22 protein-coding genes are annotated in these 26970 nt (G+C 35.2%); 9 read left to right on the top strand and 13 right to left on the bottom strand.

From position 1 onward, the window contains the following. Nucleotides 1-194 precede the first annotated feature (194 nt). The 5 genes from AsAng_RS27180 to AsAng_RS27160 form a co-directional block, all read right to left on the bottom strand. Nucleotides 195-1607, bottom strand: a complete 1413-nt coding sequence (locus AsAng_RS27180) for a TolC family protein (RefSeq protein ID WP_264790293.1) — start codon at nt 1605-1607, stop codon at nt 195-197. Between the two features lie 101 nt (nt 1608-1708). Further along, the gene (locus tag AsAng_RS27175) at nt 1709-3076 is read right to left on the bottom strand and encodes an HlyD family secretion protein (RefSeq protein WP_264790292.1); all 1368 of its coding nucleotides are present in this window, start codon (nt 3074-3076) and stop codon (nt 1709-1711) included. Nucleotides 3077-3079: 3 nt separating this feature from the next. Continuing rightward, entirely contained in the window at nt 3080-4816 is a 1737-nt protein-coding gene (locus AsAng_RS27170; protein WP_264790291.1) for a peptidase domain-containing ABC transporter, read from the bottom strand. Nucleotides 4817-5193: 377 nt separating this feature from the next. Further along, nucleotides 5194-5616: a hypothetical protein gene (locus tag AsAng_RS27165; protein WP_264790290.1), complete on the bottom strand. Its 423-nt coding sequence runs from the start codon at nt 5614-5616 to the stop codon at nt 5194-5196. 404 nt (nt 5617-6020) lie between these two features. Then, nucleotides 6021-6446: a hypothetical protein gene (locus tag AsAng_RS27160; protein ID WP_264790289.1), complete on the bottom strand. Its 426-nt coding sequence runs from the start codon at nt 6444-6446 to the stop codon at nt 6021-6023. 174 nt (nt 6447-6620) lie between these two features. Between AsAng_RS27160 and AsAng_RS27155 the strand changes: the two genes are divergently transcribed. Beyond that, the gene (locus AsAng_RS27155) at nt 6621-7301 is read left to right on the top strand and encodes an ATP-binding cassette domain-containing protein (protein WP_264790288.1); all 681 of its coding nucleotides are present in this window, start codon (nt 6621-6623) and stop codon (nt 7299-7301) included. A gap of 1 nt (nt 7302) precedes the next feature. Here the strand turns inward: AsAng_RS27155 and AsAng_RS27150 are convergent, their stop codons facing one another. Next, entirely contained in the window at nt 7303-7689 is a 387-nt protein-coding gene (locus AsAng_RS27150; protein ID WP_264790287.1) for a rhodanese-like domain-containing protein, read from the bottom strand. Between the two features lie 480 nt (nt 7690-8169). On the opposite strand from AsAng_RS27150, the gene rpiB reads away from it, so the two are divergent. Further along, nucleotides 8170-8604 carry a ribose 5-phosphate isomerase B gene (rpiB, locus tag AsAng_RS27145; protein ID WP_264790286.1) on the top strand — a complete coding sequence of 145 codons (435 nt, stop codon included), beginning with the start codon at nt 8170-8172 and terminating at the stop codon, nt 8602-8604. Between the two features lie 27 nt (nt 8605-8631). Then, entirely contained in the window at nt 8632-9402 is a 771-nt protein-coding gene (locus tag AsAng_RS27140) for an enoyl-CoA hydratase/isomerase family protein (protein ID WP_264790285.1), read from the top strand. Nucleotides 9403-9476: 74 nt separating this feature from the next. Here the strand turns inward: AsAng_RS27140 and AsAng_RS27135 are convergent, their stop codons facing one another. Further along, complete coding sequence (locus AsAng_RS27135; RefSeq protein WP_264790284.1) at nt 9477-10841, bottom strand: pyridoxal-phosphate dependent enzyme; 1365 nt, start codon at nt 10839-10841, stop codon at nt 9477-9479. 111 nt (nt 10842-10952) lie between these two features. After that, nucleotides 10953-11384, bottom strand: coding sequence for a hypothetical protein (locus AsAng_RS27130; RefSeq protein WP_264790283.1), 432 nt, complete (start codon nt 11382-11384; stop codon nt 10953-10955). 1319 nt (nt 11385-12703) lie between these two features. Here AsAng_RS27130 and AsAng_RS27125 point away from each other — a divergent pair. Further along, nucleotides 12704-13318 (top strand): fumarylacetoacetate hydrolase family protein, encoded by a 615-nt coding sequence (locus AsAng_RS27125; RefSeq protein WP_264790282.1) that lies wholly within the window; start codon nt 12704-12706, stop codon nt 13316-13318. A gap of 93 nt (nt 13319-13411) precedes the next feature. Here AsAng_RS27125 and AsAng_RS27120 read toward each other — a convergent pair whose 3' ends face one another. Next, nucleotides 13412-14476, bottom strand: a complete 1065-nt coding sequence (locus AsAng_RS27120) for a cytochrome-c peroxidase (RefSeq protein ID WP_264790281.1) — start codon at nt 14474-14476, stop codon at nt 13412-13414. A 9-nt stretch (nt 14477-14485) separates the two neighbouring features. Then, nucleotides 14486-15304 carry an MbnP family protein gene (locus AsAng_RS27115; RefSeq protein WP_264790280.1) on the bottom strand — a complete coding sequence of 273 codons (819 nt, stop codon included), beginning with the start codon at nt 15302-15304 and terminating at the stop codon, nt 14486-14488. A 1063-nt stretch (nt 15305-16367) separates the two neighbouring features. On the opposite strand from AsAng_RS27115, the gene AsAng_RS27110 reads away from it, so the two are divergent. The 4 genes from AsAng_RS27110 to AsAng_RS27095 all read left to right on the top strand — a co-directional run bounded on the left by AsAng_RS27110 (nt 16368) and on the right by AsAng_RS27095 (nt 20243). Beyond that, nucleotides 16368-17510, top strand: coding sequence for an acyl-CoA dehydrogenase family protein (locus AsAng_RS27110; RefSeq protein ID WP_407655352.1), 1143 nt, complete (start codon nt 16368-16370; stop codon nt 17508-17510). 275 nt (nt 17511-17785) lie between these two features. Continuing rightward, nucleotides 17786-18487, top strand: coding sequence for a hypothetical protein (locus tag AsAng_RS27105; protein WP_264790278.1), 702 nt, complete (start codon nt 17786-17788; stop codon nt 18485-18487). Nucleotides 18488-18641: 154 nt separating this feature from the next. Further along, nucleotides 18642-19859, top strand: coding sequence for a sterol desaturase family protein (locus AsAng_RS27100; protein WP_264790277.1), 1218 nt, complete (start codon nt 18642-18644; stop codon nt 19857-19859). A gap of 3 nt (nt 19860-19862) precedes the next feature. Beyond that, nucleotides 19863-20243 carry a putative signal transducing protein gene (locus AsAng_RS27095; protein WP_264790276.1) on the top strand — a complete coding sequence of 127 codons (381 nt, stop codon included), beginning with the start codon at nt 19863-19865 and terminating at the stop codon, nt 20241-20243. 23 nt (nt 20244-20266) lie between these two features. Here AsAng_RS27095 and AsAng_RS27090 read toward each other — a convergent pair whose 3' ends face one another. Continuing rightward, complete coding sequence (locus AsAng_RS27090; RefSeq protein WP_264790275.1) at nt 20267-21541, bottom strand: MFS transporter; 1275 nt, start codon at nt 21539-21541, stop codon at nt 20267-20269. 487 nt (nt 21542-22028) lie between these two features. Between AsAng_RS27090 and AsAng_RS27085 the strand changes: the two genes are divergently transcribed. Next, nucleotides 22029-23732, top strand: coding sequence for a tetratricopeptide repeat protein (locus tag AsAng_RS27085; RefSeq protein WP_264790274.1), 1704 nt, complete (start codon nt 22029-22031; stop codon nt 23730-23732). A 185-nt stretch (nt 23733-23917) separates the two neighbouring features. Here the strand turns inward: AsAng_RS27085 and AsAng_RS27080 are convergent, their stop codons facing one another. Further along, nucleotides 23918-25693, bottom strand: a complete 1776-nt coding sequence (locus tag AsAng_RS27080; RefSeq protein WP_264790273.1) for a hypothetical protein — start codon at nt 25691-25693, stop codon at nt 23918-23920. A 96-nt stretch (nt 25694-25789) separates the two neighbouring features. After that, a complete protein-coding gene (locus AsAng_RS27075; RefSeq protein WP_264790272.1) occupies nt 25790-26794 on the bottom strand; it encodes a hypothetical protein in 1005 nt (334 codons plus the stop codon). Nucleotides 26795-26970: the final 176 nt, after the last annotated feature.

Below are 26970 nucleotides of genomic sequence, written 5' to 3'. Positions count from 1 at the left end.
TTAACACCTGCGATCCAACCATAGCAGCCATCGGATCGGCAGCTATTTTTAGTCCCGTAGCTTCCAGCTACGAAACAAAAAACGAGCTTTGCCCGATAACTACTAGCTTTGATCTCGAAAATCAACAACATTTTTAAACAACTTCTTAGAATAAACATATCGAATCAACAAATTACTAAAATTATTGCGCTTATTTATTGCTCTACCGATTGTAAATTAGCAATAATCCAGAAAAAAGCAGTCCGAGACTTAAGATACATTATTTGTTGCTTAATCAGCTTCAATTGAGCATCTAGAAGTTGGTTTTCTCTAATATTCATCATAAAAACAGAAGATTCTCCAATATCAAATTTTATTTTTTCTGCATCCAAGAGTATTTTGTAGTTGTCAACCATTTGCTCCATATTATCGGTTTGATTTGAAGCATTTTGAACCTCATTAAAATAATTCTCAATTTTGGTCTTTAGATCTCTTTGCTTGGCAGCTTGTTGAAAATTCACCTGCTTTAGTTTGAGTTGAGTCAAAGCTAGATCAGCCCGTTCTTTTCGGACAAAAATAGGCATAGAAAATTGTACGCCTAATTTATAGTTTTGAATGGGAGTAGCAGCACTGGTAGCAAAAAAATCAACGTGATTGGTTGACAAAAAATTATACTTGACATCCAACTTTGGCATCAAGTTATTGATTTTTAGTTTGCGTTCTAGTTCTAAATTTTCAAGTTTAAAATCATACCATGCAAGATCTGGATGCTGTTCTATTTGGTCTAAGCTAGCCGTTAAGACTTCTTGGTCAAAAGGTTGGGTTGCCAACTGTTGTAAAGTAATAGGATAAGTCCCCTCCTTAAGCATCAAAGGTTCTTGATTTTCATCCCACAAATAAGCAGCCACTAATCTTGCCGCATTTTGCACTTCAACTTGTTTATTATTGAGCAAGATGGTTCGATCTTGTATACGAATAAAAGCCTTCAAGGTGTCAATAGCAGGTTTATCTCCTTGTCGAAAAGCCTTTTGAACGGCATTAAATTGTTCTTCTGCGGTAGTTAATGACTGCTGAATAATTAATAGCTCATTATAAGATTTCCCCCATTCCCAATATTTTTTTCCAGCAGCATACAACAAATCGTTTAAGGCCGTCTGTATCTGCACTTCGCTCGCTCCTACCATTAGTTTTGCTTGTTGAAGTGCTGTTCTGCGTTCACTCGTCCACAACCCTTTTAACAAGGGAATTTTTAGTCCCAAAAATGCTTGGCCATCCTGCGGTAATGTATTTTCAGGATTTAGATAATATCCTTGGGTATAATTATACCCTGCTTCTATGGATATATCTGACCAAACGGGTACTTTTAGGTAGGTATTCAGAATATTATAATAATTCTTCTTTCCAAAATTTTTGTAATCCCATTTTGTTCCCAATTTAGGATCAAAACCACCTCTAGCCTTTTTTAGATATTGTTTAGCTTGATCTCGCTGGATATTAATTTGTTTTGAGATGGGGTGGTGTTCATATACTTGCTGCAAGAATTGCTCATAAGTCAATATTGGAGCATCTATTTGCCCCCACAGATTTTGGCAGGTTAATACAATTGCAACAATGAAGAATTGCTTCATGATCTATTGATAGAATAATTTGTTGATTAGTTTTATTAATACTCCGTGGATTTCAATGAAGTTTCCCTAAAAGGCAATTGGTCTTAAAGAATAAAAACAAGTTACTTTTTTAAATGCTTAATGGGAGCTTTCATCTTGATTTTATCCAAATCTTGCTCTTCATAAAAATCAGGTGGAAAGCCATTGAGTTGTCGCCAGAATTCATACCATAAAGGAACATCATTGAGCATAATCAAAGTACTAGCCCCTGCTCCTACCCTCAATGCTTCTGGCCAAGCCTTAGAAGTACTTGGTGATACTAAAATTCGGTACATCCCCTTTTCATTAGCCACATTATCAATTGCCACAACAGCACCTTCAAATGTGCCATAAGATTGATTGGGCCAGCCAGAAAATACAAAAGCAGGCCAACCGTCAAAAACAAAACGAACCTTCTGTTTCAGTTGAAGCAAGGGATAATCCATAGGGCGAATATAAGCCTCTACAGCCAACTGGTGATTCGCTGGCATAATTGCCAACAAAGGATCTGTTGCTTTGACAATTTCGCCCAAGCCCTTTCGATAAATCTTAGTAATATATCCATCTTGAGGAGCAATTACATAGTATAACTTTTCTCTTTGTTCATAATTGGCATACTGATTTTCAAGCTTTGCAATTTGGCTTTCAGCATCATAAATGCTAGACAAGGCACTGGAACGTTCAGAGCGAACTTTTGCCATTTTATCAGCATATTGACTTTTCACAAGGCTCAATTCAATCTTTGCATTTAACAACTCATTTTTGGTGGTCAGAAACTTATTTTGGTAAGCCATCCATTTAGCCTCTGTTTCTTGCATTTTATTGCGCTTGTTCTCTAGATCGGTCAACGACTTTATTCCCTTTTGAAACAAGGTATCTGTTCTATTAAATTGACGAGTAGCTACCCGATAAGCCGTTTGAGCAGCTCCCACTGTTACGCTATCCGAAATTAGCTTCAATTGGTATTGTTCTACTTTATTTTGAGTTTGCTCTAGCTTAACAAGAGAAACATTTTTGATTGCTTCCAACTGCTGACTCAATGCTTGTGATTTGTCATTGTACGCCTCTCTAGCAGCGTGTTTTGCATTGACCTGATCTTGTGTCCTTCTTAATAATTCAGGATCAAAATAGCCTGCTTTTACCTCTGATAAAAAAGCCAAGGTATCTCCTTTTTCGACCGACTCCCCTTCTTGCACATACCATCGATCTATTTTACCCGAAATGACGCTATAAACGCTTTGCGGGCGATGTTCAGGTTTTAAGGTCGTTACTTTTCCCTTGGTAACAATATGTTGCGTCCAGGGCAACATCAAAATAACCACCAATAATACAAAAAAGATAATGACCCAATGCGCCAGTTTTCGAGCGGTATTTAACTGTGTAACTTTTTTAAAGGCAGGATAGTCCTCTAAACCTTTATTTTCGATTCTGTTCTCTGATATATTTAACATTACTTACTCTTTTATTATATCATCAAATAACTGCTCAAAATACGCCTCTTGTTCCAGCTCTTCATAGGTTCCCTTAAATGTAATTTGTCCTTTATCCATTACAATAATTCGATCACAGGATTTTGCCATTTGGGCACTTCTCGTTACAGCAATCAACGTCCAAGAATTTTGTTTGTTGGTTAATAAATCAATCATTTGCATAGCATCAGTATTATCCAGACCAGCAAGCAATGGTTCGGTGACAACCAACTTAGGCAAATCGACAATACATCTAGCCAAAATAATTTTCTTGATAACACTCTGCGGAACATTCTGCCCATCTGAGGTAATGATCGTATTAAGTCCTTCGGGTTGACTTTTGATATAATCAGATAGATTCACCTTCTGGCAGACTTTGATTACCTCTTGGATTGATACATCTGGGCGCCCCATAGAGATGTTTTGAGCAAGTGTTCCATGAAATAAATGCTCCTCTGATACATGATCTCCCATATAAGAACGCAAACTTGCAATATTAATATTCTTACGGGGAATATCATTATAAGAAATGGTTCCTCTAAAATTATCATACCACCCCATAATAATTCTGATTAGGGTTGACTTACCAGAAGCATTAGAGCCAACAATACAAATCCGTTCTCCAGATTTGATATTTAAATTAATATTTTCTAGTATTTTGTGTTGGTGTTCGCCCAATACATAAGTCAAATTATCGACATGAATTGAGATTCCATTTTCACAATGAATTTCTTCAAAATCAATGCCTGACTCATCCTCTAAGGGTAAATCCGTTACCACCCCTATTTTTTCAACTGCTGTGAGTAAATCAAAAATTGTTTCCATACCCATTACAATCTTATCCAACGCATTTAGAACAATAATGATAACAATCTCTGAAGCCACAAATTGCCCAACATTCATTTCATTATTAATCACCAAGATGCCTCCAATTAATAATAGTGCTGCTGTCGCCAATGTTTTGAGGATAACAACACTAATAATCTGAACTTTTACAACACTAAAATGCTTTTTTCTATATTGTAAATACCCCCCTACCAATTCATCCGTTCTTTCTATGGGATATTGGGTTCTTCCTGCCAATTTAAAAGACCCCATAGTACGACCAAGCTCTTCCAACCAATAAGCTACCTTATATTTATACTTTGACTCTTGCAAGCTAGTGGATAAACCTGGAGAAAAACTACTGACAACCAGAAGAACAATGAGTGCCAATAAGACACAACCAAATGCTACAAAAAAAGGATGATACAAGGAAAGTAAGATCAACCCAAAGAAGATCTGTAAAGATGCAGCAGAGAGATCTACCAATACTTTAGGAATCCCTTTCTGAATAGATAGCGTATCAAAGAAACGATTAATTAACTCTGGTGCATATTCTTCCTTAATTGCCTCCATTTGCAACCTAGGGATTCTATAAGCAAAATCAAAAGCTGAACGAGTAAATATTCGTTGTTGAATCGTCTCTGTTATAATATGTTGCATCAACTTCATTGCTCCTGCTATGGCTGTTCCTAATGCTACCACAAAGGTTAGCAACATCCAAGAAGAAGAAAACTGATTAAGGGCAATCAAATTAATAATTGCCTGAATGCCGACAGGAATGGTCAAACTAATAAGACCTTCAAAAATTGCATATATATATATGTATACAATATCTTTTCGATCCAACTCTAATAGGCGGAAAAAACGCTTAAGGGGATGTTTTTTTACTACACTCATAGCAACACTTAATTAAAAAATAGTAAAACTATCATTCAAAGATACATATTAAACCCCAATATTTAAATTTTGTTGCGATCTTATGATTTTTTTTTTTCGTTGTTGTCTAGGCAAACTTTAAATTAAACAACAAAACCAAAATACACTAAGTTCATTGCCAACAAAATACACCTTCTATATATTCTGAAACAGATCCTATTCCATAATAAAAATAGTTGTATTCTAATTTAGAATGAGGCATAACTGTTCGATACCAACTTATATTAGATTTGCGGAGTATTTATTAGATTAGCTCGCTATTTATAACTAAAGAAGCAAAAAAAAAATCCATCCTTGATTGATCAAGGATGGATTTAATATATAGAGTAGAAATTCTTTTATTTAATACTTGCAGTAGAAGAACTAGTGTTTACAAATTTAACAGAAGCAGGTACTAAAACAACATAACGCACTGTCTCTTTACATTCCTCTCCCTTTATTAACAATACGTTACTTACTTTTTTACGAGTAATTGTTAAAGTTTGCGTAGAAGCATCCGCTTCATTCTTCAAAGCATAACGACCAGAATTAACCAAAAACTCTAACAAAGTTGTATTGTTAATCGTCTCTAGAGTAATATGAGACTCAATAATAACCCTACTTCCTTTTGTTTCCTTGATTTCAATATTATCTGAATCTAAATCCAAATTGATGGTTGAGATATTAGATACAGTAATCGTTTCATTAGCAGAAGCTGTTGCTTGTGCTGATAGATTACTAGAAAATACAAAAGCAAAGAAAACAATAATAAAGAATTTCATGATAGTAATAATTCTACTTGGTGTAAAAATTTTAGGGAATAACGAATAACAATTGGAAGTGAGGTCAGGTTCTTTAGGAACACATCTGCAAAGATAAGCTATTAACATTAAAAAAACAAGTGCATTTTTAACTTAACTCCTTTTTAGTAATCTGACCAGCAACAACTTAGAAAGCCAAATCCATTCTCTATTTTACATTTTAGAGCAATTGTGCGCTTTTATTCCTTAATATCAATTTAACACCAAATTAAATTGGCATTTTTATTTTCATTGCTGTTTTAGTTTTTTTCAAAAAAATTGCTATTTCTTTTATTTTGACAAATAAAAAGTAAAAAAAAAGACCTTCAACAATATTGTTGAAGGTCTTTTGCAGTATTTACAAAATAAAAAACTTTATATATTAATTATTCTTTTCCGTCTACTAGCGTACTATTATTGATAAATTTCACACTTGCTGGCATATAAATTACATATTCCAATACCTCAATACATTCCTCCCCCTTAACAACAATAACATCATTGGTTTTTTTAGAAGAGATGGTTATTTCTCTAGTTGTAGCATCCATTGTTTTTGTTAAATCATACCGACCGCTGTTGCAAACAAAATCAAGAAGACGATCATTAGGAAGTGAAATGGTAACTTTTGTTTCAACCAAGATACGAGACCCCTTGGTTTCTTTCATTTCTATTTTTTTTGCCACCACATTGATGTTAACTTTCTCTGCGGCATCAAGTGTAAATGTCTGGTGAAGCGTTTTTGAAACTTGACAAAACCCTGTGCCCATTCCAATCCAGCAAAATAGTAATGTTATGTAAACTCTTAGCTTCATTTCTTGGGCATTTTTTCTTTGTTATATATTATAAATATTGGATTTAGTATATGTTTGTGTGTGTTTATTTTTTATTTTCATTCTTTCCAAAAGAAAAAACTCTTAAGACAAAAGTAAGTGAATTATATTGATAATTCCTAACAACAGATTAAATTTATGCATAATTTTTATTCTATGCCAAACAATTTTTTTATCCAATTCCTCAATGTTTCTATTATTAGAAACAACAGTTTAATATTAAAAGACCTTAACTTTTCTATCCGAAAAGGTGATTTTGTTTGTTTATTGGGAAACACTGGTAGTGGAAAAAGCAGCCTACTTCAAAGCATCTATGGACAACTACCTATCCAACAAGGTAATATTGTGGTAGATGAGATACTAGTTCATCAAATTGACTCCAATACCTTGCCCTATTTAAGAAGAAAAATAGGCATTATTAGCGATACATTTCCGCTAGACCCCAAACTATCCGTCCTTCAAAACTTTGACTTTGTCCTAAGTGTTACGGATTGGAGCGACGCAGCCAACAAATCAGCACGAATCCAACAAATTTTGGCACTTTTGGGGATCGAGCATTTAAAAAATCAAAAAACAGACCAATTAACAAAGAAAGAATACCTAAAAACATTAATTGGTCGTGCTTTATTGAATGCCCCTTCCATCTTATTAGTTGATGCTCCTGTACAACATTTAGATGTGCAGGCTGCACAAGAAATATTGAATTTTATATATCAATATGCACAAGATCATAACATTGCGGTCATTCTTGCTACGGTCAACAATAAAATACCACAATTATTAGATGTAGATAAAATATTGCTTTGTCAAAACAATACCATTGAAGAAATCGAATAGGCTAGCGCTTGTACTGGCTCCATGCAATGTATCCACCATCTAAATCATAAATAGTCTTAAATCCCAACTCTTTGCAAATACTGCTAGCTTCACCACTGCGGCCGCCTCTTGCACAAAAGATAAATAAAGGGCGTTCCGTATCTAGTTTAGCGATTCTAGCCTTAAAATCATCGCTATAAAAATCAATATTGATGGCAGTGCCTATTGTCCCTCCATCAAATTCTTCTGGTGTGCGAACATCTACTAATTGCACAGCATCTGTTTCTTTCATTTTTTGCTCAAACTTTTTGCAAGATAATAAGTTTACTCCCTCTTGCGGTGCACTACTACAAGCAATAAATAAGGTTAAGCTAAATAAGCTAGCAACAAATACATTTAATAGTCTCATTTTTTATCTATTTTTGTGAGGAAGTTGTTTAAGAACTGGAAATCAACAAAGCTAATAGCCTTACGTCGCTAATGAATTGTAAAATCAGCGAAACTAAAGCTAATTTTTACTTCGTGCTCCTTCGGAGTGTACTCATTATACTTACGTGAGTTCGCCATAGGCTCAGTTCAACAAAACTCCATTTTTAAACAACTTCGTGGTTAAAATTTCTAATGTCGAAATCCAATTTTGGAATCGTTAAACAATTTCAATAATACAATTGTACTCTGGCAAATCATCTAACTCCATAGTAGTTGATTTTTTAGTATAGGATAAAACCTTGGTAGACAGTAATTTTTTTAAGAATATAATAATTTGAAACTGCCTACTATTCATGCAATGCTGTTGGTATTGATATAATATATAGTTTATAATCCAACCCATTGTTTGCCCTATACACAGATACGATTTATTAAAGAACTTACTAAATTACTAATAAAAATGGAAAAAGTGATTGCATTGGGTTGTGACCATGCTGGCTTTGATTACAAAGAAGCGGTAATGAACCTTTTAAAAGAACGTGGTTTTACAATTAATAATAAAGGCACCAATTCTCTAGATTCTGTAGATTACCCTGATTTTGTACATCCTGTTGCTACTGATGTGCAAGATAAAAAAGCATGTTGTGGAATTGTAATGTGTGGTAGTGGAAATGGAGTAGCCATCACCGTTAACAAACATGCAGGAATTCGTGCAGCACTTTGCTGGACCAAAGAATTAGCAGAGTTGGCACGCCAACACAATAATGCGAATGTATTGGCTATTCCTGTTCGCTTCGTCAGCGAATCAGTTGCACTAGAAATGGTTACTGCCTTTTTGGACACCAACTTTGAAGGAGGTCGCCACCAACGTAGAGTAGACAAAATTGACCTCTAAACCATCAAAAATCAATCAATTATTTTTATGAAAACACTAAACATAAGCTCCAAAGGAAACTACCTTGTTGTCCAATTGGACCGTGGCAAGGCAAATGTCCTCAATCAAACTATGATTGATGAGTTGCGCCAATTAATCCGAGAGACTGAGCAAGATACGACCATTGGAGGCATTGTACTCACAGGAAAACCACATTTTTTTAGTGGCGGAGTAGACCTCTTAGAGGTTTTTTATTACGACTCAGAAGGCATTCGAAATTTTTGGGGATCTTTTTTGCAATTGGCAGCCGAAATGCTAGCCTTTAGCAAACCGTTGGTTGCCGCTATCACAGGACATAGCCCTGCTGGTGGATGCATCTTGGCTTGCGCTTGCGACTATCGAGTGATGGCCATTGGAGAGAAATATCAAATTGGTCTGAATGAGATGGCAGTAGGTATTGCTCCTAGAGAAAGTATCTTACACCTTTATGCTTTTTGGATTGGTAAACGCAAGGCTTATCAGTATTTATTAGAAGGCTATTTAATGAAGGGACCAGAAGCCTTAGAATTGGGGCTCGTGGATGAGTTAGTTGACCTAGACCAAACATTAGCGCAAGCAGAAGCAAAAATCCAACAATACTTAAAATTGCCTCCAGTAGCATTTCGTCAAACCAAAAAAGCCTTAAAAGCGAGTTTAGTTGACCAAATGACCCGCAATTTTGAAACAGATCTAGAACTATTGCACACACAGTTGATGTCCGATGAAAGTCGTCATATTATGGGACAAGTGGTACAGTTTCTAGCCTCTAAGAAAAAGTAATTGCTATCTTGTAAAAAAAATGGTGGGCTGAGAAATTTCTCAACCCACCATTTTTTTTAGCATTGCGGACGAATTTAGTTCATCGCTTGAATAATATCGTACTTGGTAACAATATGACTTGTTCCTGCCTTATCAACAGCTATTACTGCGGTTGATTTTTTGTTGATATAAAGGTTCAACTTATTAATAGGCAATGTTTCCTCTACAACAGGGAAAGGATCAACCATGATTTTGCCAATTTGCTGGTCGCTATTTTCTATTGGATTGGCCAACAAACAGGTCAATACATCATTTTCATTCAAAGCACCAACAACAGCCCCAGCCTCCATAACAGGCATCTGAGAGATGTCATTTTCTTTCATTAATTTTAGTGCTTCCTTAACCGTTTGCTTCGCATCTATAGAGAAGAATGTTTTTGATTCTTTTTTGGCAATAATATCTTTAACAGTCATTACATCATCCAAAAAGCCTCTTTCACGCATCCATTCATCATTAAACATTTTGCCAACATAGCGACTACCGTGATCATGAAATAATACAACTAATAAATCATCCTCTTTTAGCTCCTTTGCCAATTGATTAACACCTGCAATGGCAGCCCCTGCAGAGTTACCCACCATGATTCCTTCCAGACGTGCCAAATCACGAGTAGCAATAGCGGCATCTTTATCCGTCACTTTTTCAAACAAATCAATAATTTCGAAGTCTACATTTTTAGGCAAAATATCTTCTCCAATCCCTTCTGTTATATAAGGGTAAATTTCATTTTTATCAAAAATACCTGTTTCATGATATTTCTTAAAAACAGAGCCGTAGGTATCTATTCCCCAAATCTTGATATTAGGATTTTTTTCTTTTAAGTATTTCCCTACTCCAGAGATTGTACCACCTGTACCAACTCCAACAACAAAATGGGTAATTTGTCCCTCTGTTTGTTCCCAGATTTCAGGTCCTGTACTTTCGTAATGCGCTTCACGGTTTGATAAATTATCGTACTGGTTCGCCCAATAAGAATTGGGGATTTCATTGTTTAAACGCTCTGCTATAGAATAATAAGAGCGTGGATCATCAGGAGCCACATTAGTTGGGCAAACAATTACTTCTGCTCCAACGGCACGCAATAAGTCAATTTTTTCTTTAGACTGCTTATCACTAGTTGTAAAAATACACTTATATCCCTTAACAACAGCAGCAATAGCAATTCCCATTCCTGTATTACCAGATGTACACTCAATAATTGTCCCACCAGGTTTTAGATCTCCACGTTTCTCGGCATCTTCAATCATTTTTAATGCCATACGATCTTTTACAGAATTACCAGGATTCGTTGTTTCTACTTTAGCCAATACTGTACAAGGTACATTCTTTACAATTTTATTCAGCTTAACAAGTGGAGTATTACCAATCGTCTCCAAAATGTTATTATAATACTTAGCCATTTTTTTGTTCGTTGTTTTGTTAAGTAGTTGTTTATATATAACAAAGGTAGTAAAAGTATATGGCTAAAAAAGTTTGACTCGTAAATTTAATCTATTTTTAAGGGTATAATTTTAGACATCATTCAACGGAAGATTTTTTACTTCTACCATCATAACTCCATCTATATTAGAGAGGTCTTTTGCAATGGCTATTGGATCCGCCAAAGGCTGAATTGTTCTAAGAACAATCCCTTTGATTATTTCATCAACAACAAAAGGTTCTTCCAAATTAAACTCATACAGCTCTATCATTTTGTTTAAATCACTAGATTGAGACATAATCATTTCATCTAAATCCCCCTCATAAAGAACAGAAAAAGCAATAATGCCTTCTTTTTCTTTTGTGCCTTCAGTCATTGCTCTATTTGAAGTGCTATTTAGGATTATTTCAGTAGACATTTCTTCCAAGAGGGGTGATTTTTCTTTTTCTTTTGAACAAGAAATGACTAATAAGAAGTTGGCTAACAATAAAATTAATAGGGAATATTTTAAGTTCTTAGTCATGTATATAATAATTAGGTTCACTTAAACAACTGATGCTTTCATTTCATAACAAACTAACCTTCAATAGATTTTACAAATACAAAGATCAGAATTTTAAATCAAACACAGGGGGATTATCGTGCCTTAATTTAGCCTTTTTTTTGCCAAAAGTTCTTCTTTCTTGCCAAAAAGAGTAGAAATGTGGCAAGATTCAATACCTAACAAAACAAAAAGAGAGATGTTTTGGGAATCAACATCTCTCTTATAACCTTTCTATAATTAAACTTTATTTAGCCGTATTTTTGAAGATGGGTGGGGACAAAGAAGGGGAAAATAGAAGATATAGGAGTGTAGAAATTAGTGGTTATTCCATTAATGTTTAATGGTTTTTAGATATTGTTGGTTATGGTATGCAATAGAATTACCACCTACTTCCAACTCCTATCATTCATCATCTATTATAGTTACATTATACATTTTTCCACACTAGTAACTGGGACTCAATCCATTTAGGTTTTAAGTTATTAGGATGATTCTCCCGTACATTGTCGCATGGGTATCTTTACGGTTGTTCTTCTGTTGTTTAAGTTCATAAAAAAGAGATAACCTCTGTACTGCTACAAAGGTATCTCTTCAAATTTAAGACAGACAGATAAGACAACTTGCATTGTTCTATTCTAGGGTAAAAGGGTTTGTTTTCTTTCAACTCCTTTAGCGATTAGGATTTTGGGTATTCAATAAAATCCTAATCACCATTAGAGTTTGAACTATTCATCAAGCTTCATGGGCTCCTGAATTTAGCAATAGGTTTTTAGGTTTCAACTTAGTATTACATGAATTCAGCTATGAATAATTAATAATAATACTCTGTATGTTTTTTGTATTTAATAAATAAATAATTGCGTAACACTTCACAAAACAATCAAATACGATTTTCCTACAGAATAATGTAATGAGTAAACTCACTTTAATCTTTGTGTTTATTAGCATGAGTTTATACAAGAACTAAAACTTAACAATTGTTATTAGGATTTTCCCTTTTTCCTAATGACAAGTCAAATATAAAGCAGTTTTTTAGTAGTTCCAAATTTTTTATGATTTTTTTGCTAACTTTTTTACATTTTATAACCAAAAAAAATACAAAATACTTTTTAAACAAAAACAAAATCCTCATAAAACACTAAAAATCAACAAACTAAACCTAAATTTAACTTTTGTGATTAAACTTCAAAAAACAGGCTCTAAAAAAATAAATTTTCCCTTTAAACAATTGACCAAAGTCATATTTTTTTACTTTCTTGTACGCTTCCATTATTCATTATCACTAATACATAGGCTTTATGAAAATTATTTGTGTAGGACGCAACTATGCTGCACACGCAGAAGAACTAAACAACCCAATCCCACAAACACCACTTTTATTCCTAAAACCAGACACAGCGCAACTGCTCGATGGTTTTCCTCTGTATTACCCTGATTTTACCAAGGATTTGCATTACGAAGCAGAAATTTTGCTTAAAATTTGCAAGAATGGAAAGCATATTGCGCCACAATTTGCATCAGAATATTACAATGAAGTATCGATAGGCATTGACTTTACCGCTCGTGACGTACAAAATCGTTGCAAAGAAAAAGGGCATCCCTGGGAAATTGCCAAAGCATGGAATCATTCTGCGGCTATTGGGCAGTTTATTCCACTAAAAGAAGCTCAAAATAAAAATGGAGTGATTGACTTTTCATTAACCAAAAATGAAGAAGTTGTACAACAGGGTGTAAGTAGTGATATGCTCACCAATTTTGACGAATTGATTACTTATATCTCTAAATATTTCATGTTATTAAGAGGAGATGTAATTTTTACTGGAACCCCAAAAGGCGTAGGATCGGTACAAATTGGAGATCAACTAAAGGGATTTATTGGTACTCAACAACTATTAAGCTGTGCAATCAAATAAATACGCAATAAAGTTATACTACCAAGACTCTTTATCAAAAAAATAATATCAAAAGCTAGCCCCCTATTTAGGGCTAGTTTTTGACAATTTATTTTATTCTTCTTCAAAGAAAATTGGATTATTTAAGAACTCATAATCGGTAAGTGTTTGCAAAAACAGCAGCACTGCTTCCTTTTCCTTTTCTGTTAATGGAATGCCAAGATCACCATTCTGCTGTTGCAGTAAAGGATCAACAGTTGCAGAGGGCAGCACACGGGTTGAATAATGCTCTAGCACTTCCTCTAAAGTAGCAAATTTGGCATTATGCATATAGGGCGGAGTTACGGCAACATTTCTCAAAGAAGGAACTTTAAACTTGCCAATATCCAATGGATTAGCTGAAATACGAGCTCGTCCAGAATCCAAAAAAACGCTATCAATTCCATTATTGTGATACAACTGATCGGTAAACAAGCTCCCTGTATGACAGCTTTGGCATTTTTGCTCAAACAGTTTTAACCCTTCCAATTCTTTTGCCGTCAATCGCTCCTCGCCTCTCAAATATTGATCGTACTTAGAATTGTCAGAAACCATTAGCAGCATGAATTGAGCAAGTGCATCCATCAACAAGGCTGTATTAATTTCGGTCGTATTAAATGCTTCCTGAAACCAACGAGGATAATTAGCATGCCCTTTAAGTTTAGCAATCACATTAGCAATTCCCTCCCCCATTTCAAATGGACTTTCAATGGCGTTCATTGGTACAAAATCCAAATGATTGACACCTCCATCTACAAAAAATTCATTCATAAATGCCAAGTTTGCCAAACCTGGTGCATTTCTAGTTCCAACTAAGCCATCAATTCCTATACTAACAGGACGAGAAGGCAAATCAGCAAAAGCAAACGATTGATTATGACAGGAGGCACAAGAAATTGTACTGTCGATCGACAAAATAGGATCAAAAAATAGTCGTTTTCCCAATTTAAATCCCTTTTCGCTTACTGGATTATTATAAAAAGTATAGGTGGCTGCTGGGAAATGGTCGGGAGCTACAAAATCATAGGTTCCCTTTGTAGTAATAGGCTCATTGTCTCTACAAGCCGTCATTCCTAATAACAAACATAGACATCCTACCACAAAAGTAAGATGTCTAGTTGTTTTTTCTTGAACTAGCATTCTAGCTGTCTAGTGGATACCGTGTACTTCAAAAGCATCTTCTAAACTATGCGCTATATCGGAGCCAGCAACAGGACTCATAACCATATAAGTAGAAGAAAAATCAATGGCATGATGTCCATTCAATACTTTTAGCAAATCCATCACAATATGTGCTTTAGGACTACCACCTTCTGTTACTTCTGCCAAAGAAGGAAAATCCAAGCTAATGCGTTTTACATTATTCGTTACACCTGCATTGCCAGCAATTTCTTTCCATCCACCAATATGGAATTTAATCTTATTATCTGTACCTGAAGAAAAAGGAGATTTTCCCTCAAACTTCCAGAAGATATAACCAGAATCCCAATTCCATAACCAACCGCCATTAGCTGGATCCAAAACACCACCTGTTGCTCCATCCTGCACATAGTCTGCTTCTACTCCTAGGGTAAATGTTATTTTATTATAGGTTCCAACTGGTACATCAGCAAGTGCAATCATTTGAGAAGCAGCATCCGACTCCTTTACTTGATAAAATCCTTTTACTTCTTCTGAAGTTGCTCCTGTTTTCACTTCATCGGCATAATATTCACCATTAGGTCCCGTCAATTCTACTCTAGAGATATAATAGCCTAATTGAGTGATATTAAATTGTTGAGTCTGCTGATTGGTATACGAGTAGTCTGTACTTGTTACGTCTACCAATGACACGTCATCCGAACCTACTTTATTATCAAAATTCAAACTAAACGTACCATAAGTTGGCGGTACTTCTTCTTTCTTACAAGCTGAAAACGTAAAAAGAACCACTGATAACCCCAATAAAATATTTACTATATGTTTCATTATTTTTTATTTTAAATTGATTTTAAATTATTCTACTGCTTATTACTTATTGTAACATAGCAGTTGTTTACTATAGCAATTTTATACTATAGTAATTGATGTTATTACTCTTCTATTAACGCTTATTTATTCTATAACATAAAACAAAGCATTGATAGGAGCATTTAAAAATAACATACGGATTCATTGTTCTTAGAGAACAACATCTTACTTATAAATTAAAACCAATTGAGGACGGTGGGCGAAGCAATTTGACAACCAACAATCTAGATAATAGATCTAAATAAGAATAACAAACCTTTTTTGCTGAGTTTACTATTTTTATTGGTTGGCAGTTTAGCGCAGAAAACCACACTTTTTCTTGCAGTACGAAATAATCAAACGATTGCCCCTTTTTTGAGTGAAGAGGACTTTTTTCTTCCTTTTGTTGTTTGCTAATTTGCTTTTTAAGATAACATTTTCCGTCACATTTTAGTTGAGGACGAGTTTTGTTCTCACAAAGTGTTTCAGCAATAAAATTCTGATTCCATTTAAAAGCAACATACACCACGACAACCTTTGTTGTTTGTGCGGTTATTAATAAAAGTAATAGTATGTTAAAAATGGCTTTCAATAGTTATAAGAATTGTTTTTGTTCAAAGATTTATTCTAAAAACAACTACAAATATAACCAAGGAAAGATTAAATACCAAAAGGAATATTTATTTTTTTGTTTTATTTCATATAGGTTATATAACTCTTTGACAGCCCTAAGGCTTCATTTACTTTTTTGCATGCTTCTCTTCTGTGATAAAGGCCATTTTGTGACAAAAATTTAATTTTGGTTGGTTACTTGATGCATTTTTTTCAGCCTAACTTATAATCCACTAAAAATTAATTTTTCATTCGTAAGTATATATAAATATAGCTTTTAGCATTTTCCTTCAATAATTTGAAAAAAAAATGTTATTTTTGTGAGCCTAAAAAAGATAGTTAGTTATAGTGTTCCGTTTGGAAAAATGGCTAATTGTAGAATATTATTTTGTCAGTACTATAAAAATTGATTGTGATGAATACAGATTTTATGACGCCTGATACGTCTGAAGACTTGCAAATGATCCGTGAAAGTGCCCGTAATTTTGCAGAAAAGCACATCCGTCCACATATCATGGAGTGGGATGAAGCACAACATTTTCCAAAAGACTTATTCCACAAAATGGGAGAGCATGGCTTTATGGGTGTTTTAGTTCCTGAAGAATATCAAGGTTCTAATTTGGGGTATCAAGAATATATCACAATTATTGAAGAAATTACCAAAGTTTGTAGTTCAATTGGTTTGTCTCTAGCGGCACACAACTCTCTAGGTACGAATCATATTTTGATGTTTGGTAATGACGAGCAAAAGAAAAAATACTTGCCCAAATTGGCTACTGGCGAACATGTTGCTTTTTGGGGATTAACAGAAGCTAATACTGGTTCTGATGCTGGTAGAATGCAATGTGTTGCCAAAAAAGATGGTGATTATTATGTCATCAATGGTACTAAAAACTGGATTACGCACGGTCGCTCTGGCGATGTTGGAGTAGTGATTGTTCGTACGGGTGAGCCTTTAGACAGCCACGGTATGAGTGCCTTTATCATTGAGCGTGGAATGGAAGGATTTTCTGGTGGCAAAAAGGAAAATAAACTAGGAATGCGTGCTTCTGAAACCGCAGAGCTTATTTTTGACAATTGCCGTGTACACAAAAGCCAATTGCTAGGAAAAGAAGGGGAAGGTTTTATCCAATCGATGAAAATCTTAGATGGTGGTCGTATTTCTATTGGTGCTTTATCATTGGGTATTGCCAAAGGTTCTTACGATGCTGCCTTAAAATACTCTAAAGAAAGAGAGCAATTTGGTAAACCAATTTCTAGTTTCCAAGCTATTTCGTTCAAATTGGCGGATATGGCAACAGAAATTGAAGCATCTGAATTGTTGATTCGCAAAGCAGGGTATCTAAAAGACAATCACTTGCCTGTTACCAAAATTTCGGCAATGGCTAAATACTACGCCTCTGAAACTTGTGTAAGAGCGGCAACTGAGGCGGTGCAAATTCACGGTGGTTATGGTTTCACAAAGGATTTTCCTGTAGAGAAATTTTTCCGTGATTGTAAATTGTGTACCATTGGAGAAGGAACTTCTGAAATTCAAAAACTAGTTATCTCTAGAAAAATTCTAAAAGACTAATTCATTCGATTTAGTTAAGAAAAATAATATATCCAGAACCTGTTAACTTATTAGCAGGTTCTTTTTTATTTTTGAATTAATAAGTAGATGGTCAAAATAATTAACATTAAATGGGGCATCTTTTGTCCGCTAAGCTTCCTTGAAAAGCCTCGATTTAGCCCGCTAAAGCTACGTTTTACAAGTCGTTAGCGAAAAAAATATACTCCAATTTTTAAACTACTAATTTTGTCCATCTACTTACCTCCCAACTATTACTTAACAATAATACAACAGCAATGAAAAAATATATTGGCTTTATTGCCTTTCTCCTTTTTTTTAGTACGAACATACAAGCACAACATATTGGTTTTGGTGCCAAGGGTGGACTCTTAGTTGGAACCCAAAGAAGTAAGCGTGCCTTGCTTTCTTATCACAGTGGTCTATTTTTTGAAACCATGGGCAAATGGCAAGGCGAAAATACCCTTCGTCGTTTGGGCTTTGTCGCCCAATTGGGCTACCATCGCAGAGGTGCTTCGTACAACTCTGGTTATTTTAACAATACGGCTTATAGCGTTAATGATTTATTCCACAACATCTCGCTCTCTACCCTACTTAAAGGTAATTTTAAATTCAATAGTATTCTGCCTTATTATGCTGCTGGAGTTCGATTAGATGTTACCGCAGCCAATGAGCTGGTCAACAATTTGGATGCCCAAGGCGTTACGCCAATCAACTTTGGATTTTGGCTGGGCGGTGGTATCGAGTGGGAGCCTGTTAAACTGCCTTTTGGTTTGTTTATAGAAGTCAATGTTAGCCCTGATTTGACCCCCCAAGTTTTTTTTCCGAAGGGTACACAGGTTCAATACATTGATCCTTTTACTACTAAAACAGCTGTTAGGACTTTTAGCGAAGATTATAGAGTTATCAACCTTAGTATTGAAGTTACCTTTGGTGTAAAATTTATCGTCCGTAAATCTACTGAGACTGCAACAATGTAACTAAGTAACGAAGCAGATTTTCTATTTATCTAGGTTTATGTGCCGTGAATTTCGTATTTTATATTCATTCTAATACTCCGCTGATTTTTTTGTTAAAAAGCTAAAAAGTTAGCGGAGTAATACCATTCATAACCTAGATAAATAATTTGTGCTTATGAACCTTATGCTCTTTGCCATTCCTATTTTTTTCCTATTAATTGGCATTGAATTCTTAATTTCAAGATTCCATCAACAAGAACTATATCGTTTTAACGATGCCATTAGTAATATTAGTTGTGGCATCAGCCAACAAGTACTCAGTGTTTTTATTAAGTCTCTCACCTTGGGGCTTTATGCCTATTTTTATCATCTAAGCCCCCTAAGAATTCCGACTACTTGGTGGTCCTACCTAATTCTATTTTTAGCAATTGATGGTTTATATTATTGGTTTCATCGCTACTCACATGAGATTAATATTTTTTGGGGTGCTCATGTTGTCCATCATCAAAGTGAAGATTACAACCTTTCTGTAGCCCTGCGCCAGTCGGCTTTTCAATCCCTGATTTCAGGCGTTTTCTATTTGCCCTTAGCATTCCTTGGATTTGACCCCATTTCATTTTTACTCATTAATACCCTACAAACCTTGTATCAGTTTTGGATTCACACCGAAACTATTGATAAGCTGCCCCAGTGGTTTGAGTATGTATTTAATACCCCATCACACCATCGAGTACATCATGGGCAAAACCCCGAATATATTGATAAAAATCACGGCGGAACCTTGATTATTTTTGATCGTATTTTTGGCACTTTTCAGGCAGAAAAAGCAACCGTTGTTTATGGAGTAACCAAACCTCTATCTACTTGGAATCCAATTTGGGCAAACTTGGACTATTATAAAGATTTAGGATCAACATTTATCCACACATCAAAGTGGAGTGATAAATTAAGGTTGCTTTTCGAAAAACCAGGTTGGCGACCTGTAGAAGCAGGAGGTCCTCTTTTGCCTCCCCCAATACAACGATCAGAACAAATCAAATATCATACAATCATTCCCAATGGGCTTAGTGTTTATATTGCCATACATTATCTTTTGCTGTTATTGGGAACTACATTTTTTCTGGCAACGTTATCTAAAGAGCAGAACATCTTTTCACTACCCATCCTAACTACTATTGCATTTATTTTGTGGTCTGTCGCTAGTTTTGGGCTTTCTGCGGATAAACGTAGACTTGGCTTTTGGTTAGAATTAAGTAGATTGCTTCTTTTTCCTATTTTTTTACATTTATTATATATAAATAATAATTTCATTTATTTTAAAGGAATAATTCTATTGATCCATCTAATTTCAATGGTCTATTTTAGACGATTTAAAAACATTTTAAACCATTAAACAATGAGCCTAATTATTGTCCAACATTTTTATGATTTAGCAGAATTAGCTTTAGCAAAGAGAAAACTCGAAGAAGCAGGCATTAAAACGGTTAGTAGAGATGAACTCACTATGCAAGTGACCACAATTGAAGCGAGAGCAATAGGTGGAGCTAAATTATTAGTTAACAAACAAGATTATGTTAGGGCTTCTCAACTCCTTATTGAAGCAGGTTTTATGGATGCCAACAATAACCCCAAAGATTTTTGGATTGTAGATTTCTTAGATGGTATTGCCAAACAATTTCCTTTAGTTCGCCAATTTCCCAAAGAACTGCGTGTTGTCTTTCTTAGCTTTTTTATTATTGCTATTCCCTTTATGCTCGTCTTATTGCTATATATCTAGTTAGCCCAACCTTCTGTAGCGTATCATAAAACACTCCATTCTTCTGCCTTTTGGGTTGCTGAATAACGAGCGGCTTTCATTCGTTTATAATCCTTTATCAGCCAATAATAGACAATGGTAGCAATCAAATACATTACAACAGTAATCATAAAAATGGTCACATAAGCAACGTTCCACGCTCTCAATACACCAAAAATAATAGAGCTAAAAAACCAAGCTCCAGACCAAATAGAGGCGTTTAATGCTCCCATCATTTCTTGATTCTTTTCTCCAACATAATACATGGTCATTTCAGTTATTGCGGGCGAAGCAACCTGCATCAAGGGTTGACGAATTAAAAATGCTGCAACAGCTAAGGTTGCAGCCCATTCCCATGCTGCATACCACTCGGTAGAAGCCATTATAAACAAAGCCAATACCGCTAAAGATTGGAAACCATTAATGACTATATTATAACCAAACCGTCGGCGAATAGCAGGAATAAAGAGCATCACAATCGTTACTAAAACAAAACTTAAGGCGCCCAACAATGAAAAAGCCTTGGAGTCAATGTCGTGTATTGCCAAAAAGAACAAATTGATAAATGGAATGGTTAAGCCCGCTCCTGTCGCAATCAAAATGGTAGGAAACATAGCTATCCCTATTTTTTTCCATTCGTAGGCTTTTACAAAGGTTCGAATCGGAACTCGATCAGAAATATTCTCTTGAAGGTCAATTTTGGAAATAAACCAAATACTAATAAATCCTAAGCCGCCAAACAGTTTTAACACCACCCCTTCTGTAAAAAAGCTAGGGGCAAGGCTACTAAGCAAATAGTTCAACAAGCCAGAAACAAAAGCTGTCGCACTAAAAACTTGAAAATAAAGCGTTACGGCCTCAGAATGTCGTTCTTGGGGGGTATTCAAAATAATAAAGGGCATTGCTGTTACACTAATACAAATCGTTCCTAGTCCAAACAAAAACACCAAAACATACACAAATGTAGTATAGTTGTATTCTAGTGCAAACAAGACCATTAGCATTAAGCTAGGGCTTACAATGGAAGCAATTCGAAAAAAGTGTATTAATTCCCTTCCTTTTATAAACAAGCCTAAAGGGAAGGCAAATAAAATAATTGCTCCATATTTGTAAGAAACCAAATGGGCTATCTCACTATCGCTATAGCCTAAATCTTTCAAATAAAAATTAAACAAAATAAACAAAGAGGCATCGATCAATTGTATAAAGAATACAGCTCCTATCAAATATAAAATTGGAGCAGGCACTTTAGCAAAATCATTGAGTATTCTTTTTATCATCCTATCTAATCTTCGTAGACTCTACACCTTTCAGTTCTTTCTGTTCAAAAACATAACCTACTTGATGCATCCGCCATTGTCATCTAAAAAAATGAGTATCCTTTCTACCTTTGGGTAGTATCTAATAAGATTAACAGACATCCTTTATAAAGAGTTGAAAATTTAATCCATTCTCCCTAACATTTTAGCTTAAAAAAAAGCATGCTCAGCAAAAATTAAGTTCTACTTGGGTTGACCTAGAATATTTCTTTTATAGTTCTATTTTTCTGTTAAAATTTGTATCTTCCCAGATAGTAAGTTTTGAAAATAAAAAATCATCGTTTTTTGTATCTCTTGGTCGTTCTTTAGCAACTCATCTAATATCCAAAACGGTAAGTTGTACTATAAGCACTCGATTTAATTAGCTACGCTGCTATTGCATCGTCACACTAGAGTTGTCAAAGCCCCTACGGATTAAGAAATACATCAACGCATCAAAATAATTAAAATGGATAAAGAGCAACTATTAGTAGCACTAGAAGATACTTTAATACATTATGAGCAGGCGGAATTAGAAGTATTGTCCAAACAAGCCGTGACAGAATACCCCACAGAAGCATTTGGTTACTACTATTTATCTGAAGCCTTAATTCTTGCCGTTCCTAGTCGCTATAACGAAGCAGAAGTTTGCCTAGCTAAAGCCTTAGAAATAGAGCCTGACAGTATCGATTATATGACTCGTTTTTGTCGTATCAAAGAGCTTCAAGGACGCTTAGAAGATGCTCAGATTATGTGGGGGAAAATTCTCCGAAAAGATCCTAATAATACGAACGCTCTAATTGCTAAAGCTGGTTTTCAACTTAGACAATATCAAGATTATCAACAGGCATTGGATTTACTCAACCAAGCGATACAACTTGATGCCACTAACTTATCCAGTTATTTATATCGGGCTGAAGCATTTAATGGTCTAAGCCAACATGAAGCAGCATTAGGAGATTTAAATATTTTCTTGGAGCAAGAGGAAGCATTTAATGAGGCGGCTATTTCTCTCAAAATAAAAGTACTAAAAGATCTAGGAAGGAACACTGATACCTTCCCTTTATACGAAAGTTTGCTCCAACAGTTGCCCAACAATCATGTTCATCAATTTAATTATGGACAAGAATTACTAAATCAAGAACAATTCTCTAAAGCTGTAGAACATCTGCGCCAAGCCGCTGAATTAGTTGAAGAGCAACATTCTATGTTTTATCGAACTTTAGGAGAAGCTGCACTTTACGCTTTAGAATTAGACCAAGCTATTGACGCTTTACAAAAATGTATTGAATTGAATCCTCAAGAAACAGAAGCCTTCTTAATGTTGATAGAAGCAAAGATAGAGCAAGAGGAATATGCAGCTGCTTTAGCGGATGCTGATCTTCTTTTACAAAAGGCTACAGACGATAAAAGCCTAACAGAACGAGTATTGCTGCAAAAAGGAAGAGCCTTGACAGCACTCAATAAACATCAAGAAGCAGAAGCTACCTTTATGCCCTTGGCAAAAGCTAAAAGTCTGCGCCAAAAAGAAGCTTTTTATGGCTTGGGAATGCTCTATGAAAAGAAAGGAGAAACCAATAAAGCTTATCGATTTATGAAAGCAGCCAAGGCCGCTCATCACCCCTTGGCACAAGAATACATCAAGGCTTATTTTCAAGATTTTTTACAAGATATTCAGACTCGTTCACTCAAAGCCAATGAGGCAGAATTTGCAAAAAATGCAGCCTCTCCCGTACTTCAGAAATTATTTGGCAAACTATGGAAATTTCAAGATTTGGACAGCCAAAAATTGGCTGACCTTCCTACTGAGTATGCCGAAAAAATGAAACTGTCTCTAGCTATGTTCTCTATGGTTTTTACAGAGACAGGCGCTATTCTTGTCGCTGATGACAAAGAGGAATTGTTAACTTATAGAATCAAGAAAGAAGCACCAAGTGGTGTCTTAGTAGAGTTTTTACCATTGGATAATTTCCCTAGTTTTATGGCAAAATTGAGACTTGCCAAGGATGGAATTTCTTTTAGTAAAGAAGAAAATGAGGTAATGTATTTAGCACAACAAGATTTATCCTCTGTTCCTGCACAATTGGTCAATAATTATAAAAAACACCTTCAAAAAGAGAAAGTTGCTTATTTGGGCAATAAAGCGACTGCGATCTTAGATCAACTACTTTAGGTAAAGCCTCAAAAATGATCTATCGATTTGCCTAATCTTTTTTGATACCTTATTTTTTTCCTTATTAACTTAGAAGTTGTAAAAAAAGAGTCCATTGGACAGAACCTATTTACGGTTTTTTCTCCCAATGGACTCTTCTTTTATATACAATTTATAAACTTGCTAAACAGTATTTCGTTTTTCTTTTAGAATAGACTTCCAATCCAACCTTCTTCATCAAAAGGATTTAAATCCCAATTTGTTGGATTTACAGCATCTACAACAGATTGTGCTGCTTGCTCTATCGCCTCTTTCGTTTCTTTAATATAAGCTTTTACTTTTGGATTAACAGAAATATCGTATTTGCCTCCAGTAGTCCCAATATAAGCATATTCCTTTTTGACTAAATCGAAGGTCAAAGAATAACCTGGAGTAGTAGCCGTTAAGAGGTTGATGCGTCCCAATGGATAATAAATCGTTTGTTGAACAACAGAAGTACTAGCCAAATAAGCAGGTACATATTTTAAGATATGATTTGGAATCGGTGTTTCTAAATACAACCTTGCAGACATATCAATATCGACAGTAATCGGTACAACTGTTCCCTGAATAACTGCATTTTTTGAGCTCAATTCAATGCTCGCCAAAGCATTAATTTCTGGACCACCTTCAACTCCTCCTTCAATTGCAACATCCCCAACGACAGGAATGTCAAATCCGATATGAATCCCAACCCCTGCATAAGCTTTTCCAGATAAACCACCTTTAGCAATGGCTCCTAGCCCTTTTCTCTTTCCTGTCAATTTAGCCGAAAAATCAGCTTGTACACTCAAAGCAAGGCTGACACAACCCCACAAAGGACCAATTTTAGCCGTTTGTTTGCCCGTACTAAGCAGTGTGCCTACCCAAGGAGTGTGCACTCTCAAAAAAGCATCAAAAACAGGCCCTACTGTTTTTTCTACTTCTTCTTCTGCTACTCGAATAAACATGATTAGCATTTTGCGCTTAAAGTCTTTGATGATTTTCTTAAATTCAGGGTGATTAGCAACTTGCGCCACCAATTCTTTGAGAATATCTTTTATTTTTCGACCCAGCAAACCACTCTTTAGGGTTTCAAAGGCTGCATCTTTAGCAATTTGAATCAAAATTTTAAGCCCATCCTCCGAAGTTAATCGCTCGATCTCATCTTTAATAATAATTACAGATTCTTTGAACAGACGCTTAGTAAGATTTTTCGCTAATTTTACGCTCCAATGTGGCCCTGTTTTTTGTTTGGTCTCTTGCAATGCTTTAGGAATAAGCGCCTTGGCTTCTTCCTTCATATCCAGCTCTATCTTAATTTTGATTTCTGCCTCAAACTGCTCAATCAATTTCTCGATAAACTCTTCTAGTTTGCCTTCTGCAATATCAATTACTCCATCTTTAATGGTATCCAATACTCCGTCCCAATCACCATCAGCAACACCATCCAGCACCTCTTTTAACTTAGCGGCAATTTCCTCATCTCCGATGTGTTTATCAATGACCTCTCCTGCTTTTTCCTTTGCTCCATCTTTGACCACATCAAGCACACCGTCCATATCTCCTTCACTAGCACGATCAATGGCATCCTTTACCGTCTTTGCAAGGTCTTTATCCTTGATTTCTTTATCAATGATTTCCTGTGCCTTATCCTTAGCAATGTCTTTAAAAACATCTACTACCTCATCTGTTTTACCCTCTGCAACCCCTTCAAAAATATCTTTTGTTTTACCCAATATATCAGGATCAACCATATCCGAAGCAGTAACAGCTTCTTCAAGAGTTTGCTCTACCTCTTTGATTTTTTCTTCTAATTTTTCCAACTGTTTTTCTAACAGTTTAATCAATTGTTTGGTCAAGAAGTTAGATTCCTTAGGCATTTTCCCCAAGATCTCTTGTTTCAATTTTTGTAAACGTTTGAGTTCTTCTTGTGCTTTTCCGAATGCGACTGATTTTGGCATGTCTTATATAGTTTAAGGTTCATTGGAGCAGAAAACAACATCTTTCCTTTGCCAAGAACTAATTTTTCGTAATAAGTGAATTTGATGCTTTGTGGATTAAAATAATGCTTTCAATAATTCTTCTCCACCAGCAATAATTTCAGAAGCGGCATTGGTAATTTCATCCTTAGCCTTAGTAAAATTCTTTTCGATCGAATCCATCTCACTATTAACATAAGCCAACAACTCTTTTAGTGCTTTTACTTCTGCGGTATCTGGTGCCTCTTCCGTTACTTCATTGTCACTAATTCCCAATAGGTTTTCAACCGCAAGCTGTATCTTTTCTAACTTAGGAACCTGATTAAGGATAGAATTGTAGTGCTTTGCAATTTTTTGTTGAATTTCGGCTGTTGCTTCCTCATACACCGCTTTGAAGTCCTCTATTTTATCAAACAAATCGCTTGTAATATCTAAATCTTCCTGAGAAACATTTTTAGATTTAACATTTGGTAAGACAACTTTGGGCAATTGTTCTTTCAAAATACCAGAAATGCCAACGATCAATTCCTTTATTTGATCGGTAGCAGGTTTTTCTGTTTTAGTGGGCTCTTCTGCATTTGCAACAACGTCTTCTCCCTCCTCTTGTGGATCAGCTTCTATCAGCTCCCCAGCCAACACAACAACTGCTTTTAATCCTCCAAACAAAGGTTTTAAGTCCTTTAAAATTTTAGCCCATTTTCCCTTAGGTATTTTAGAATTGGCATTGGGTTCAATATGAACCACTTTTTTTCCTTTTACGAGTTCTATGTAAGCAAAGCCAGCACAAGCTTTCTTAGGAGATTCGGACATGCTCTTATCCAACTTTCCAGCTTTCATTTCCACCTGTTCAAAATGCTTGCTTAATTTTTTATTTTCTCCTAAATCTAAGAAGTGCCCCAAGGTCTTTCCCTTATCATCTACGAAGTAATCCAAAACAAGATGATAGCTAGTTTTTTCACCTAATTTGTTAATTAGTTTCTTAGTCCCCGACTTTGTCAAGGCTTTTGTTTTAGCTGCCTCTAGGTTTTTTACTTTGCTATTATTCTTATCAAAAGCATTAAAATCTGTCTTACTTTTAAACATAGTATATTGTGAGTTTTGGAAAAAATGGCGGTTCCGAATACTAATCTTGTTCAATCTTTTATGCATCCAATGATGCACTATAAAATGATTCTGAACAAATTTAGACGGGCTAATAATACGCCTTTTTTCATAAAAAAACAAGTATTTTTTTCATTTAAACCCCTAATACAGAATAT

The sequence above is a fragment of the Aureispira anguillae genome, from assembly GCF_026000115.1.
Taxonomy (GTDB): domain Bacteria; phylum Bacteroidota; class Bacteroidia; order Chitinophagales; family Saprospiraceae; genus Aureispira; species Aureispira anguillae.
Note: the sequence above shows the minus strand (reverse complement) of the source record. Positions and strands in the feature narration are given on the sequence as shown.

Bases quoted from the DNA above. Each gene is read 5' to 3' on its own strand.
- AsAng_RS27080 (WP_264790273.1), bottom strand. From the start codon at position 25,693: ATGCCAAAATCAGTCGCATTCGGAAAAGCACAAGAAGAACTCAAACGT.
- AsAng_RS27090 (WP_264790275.1), bottom strand. From the start codon at position 21,541: ATGATAAAAAGAATACTCAATGATTTTGCTAAAGTGCCTGCTCCAATT.
- AsAng_RS27105 (WP_264790278.1), top strand. From the start codon at position 17,786: ATGAAAAAATATATTGGCTTTATTGCCTTTCTCCTTTTTTTTAGTACG.
- AsAng_RS27165 (WP_264790290.1), bottom strand. From the start codon at position 5,616: ATGAAATTCTTTATTATTGTTTTCTTTGCTTTTGTATTTTCTAGTAAT.
- AsAng_RS27095 (WP_264790276.1), top strand. From the start codon at position 19,863: ATGAGCCTAATTATTGTCCAACATTTTTATGATTTAGCAGAATTAGCT.
- AsAng_RS27170 (WP_264790291.1), bottom strand. From the start codon at position 4,816: ATGAGTGTAGTAAAAAAACATCCCCTTAAGCGTTTTTTCCGCCTATTA.
- AsAng_RS27150 (WP_264790287.1), bottom strand. From the start codon at position 7,689: ATGAGACTATTAAATGTATTTGTTGCTAGCTTATTTAGCTTAACCTTA.
- AsAng_RS27160 (WP_264790289.1), bottom strand. From the start codon at position 6,446: ATGAAGCTAAGAGTTTACATAACATTACTATTTTGCTGGATTGGAATG.
- AsAng_RS27135 (WP_264790284.1), bottom strand. From the start codon at position 10,841: ATGGCTAAGTATTATAATAACATTTTGGAGACGATTGGTAATACTCCA.
- AsAng_RS27120 (WP_264790281.1), bottom strand. From the start codon at position 14,476: ATGCTAGTTCAAGAAAAAACAACTAGACATCTTACTTTTGTGGTAGGA.
- AsAng_RS27110 (WP_407655352.1), top strand. From the start codon at position 16,368: ATGACGCCTGATACGTCTGAAGACTTGCAAATGATCCGTGAAAGTGCC.
- AsAng_RS27085 (WP_264790274.1), top strand. From the start codon at position 22,029: ATGGATAAAGAGCAACTATTAGTAGCACTAGAAGATACTTTAATACAT.
- AsAng_RS27155 (WP_264790288.1), top strand. From the start codon at position 6,621: ATGCCAAACAATTTTTTTATCCAATTCCTCAATGTTTCTATTATTAGA.
- AsAng_RS27175 (WP_264790292.1), bottom strand. From the start codon at position 3,076: ATGTTAAATATATCAGAGAACAGAATCGAAAATAAAGGTTTAGAGGAC.
- AsAng_RS27100 (WP_264790277.1), top strand. From the start codon at position 18,642: ATGAACCTTATGCTCTTTGCCATTCCTATTTTTTTCCTATTAATTGGC.
- AsAng_RS27075 (WP_264790272.1), bottom strand. From the start codon at position 26,794: ATGTTTAAAAGTAAGACAGATTTTAATGCTTTTGATAAGAATAATAGC.
- AsAng_RS27140 (WP_264790285.1), top strand. From the start codon at position 8,632: ATGAAAACACTAAACATAAGCTCCAAAGGAAACTACCTTGTTGTCCAA.
- rpiB (WP_264790286.1), top strand. From the start codon at position 8,170: ATGGAAAAAGTGATTGCATTGGGTTGTGACCATGCTGGCTTTGATTAC.
- AsAng_RS27115 (WP_264790280.1), bottom strand. From the start codon at position 15,304: ATGAAACATATAGTAAATATTTTATTGGGGTTATCAGTGGTTCTTTTT.
- AsAng_RS27180 (WP_264790293.1), bottom strand. From the start codon at position 1,607: ATGAAGCAATTCTTCATTGTTGCAATTGTATTAACCTGCCAAAATCTG.
- AsAng_RS27130 (WP_264790283.1), bottom strand. From the start codon at position 11,384: ATGACTAAGAACTTAAAATATTCCCTATTAATTTTATTGTTAGCCAAC.
- AsAng_RS27125 (WP_264790282.1), top strand. From the start codon at position 12,704: ATGAAAATTATTTGTGTAGGACGCAACTATGCTGCACACGCAGAAGAA.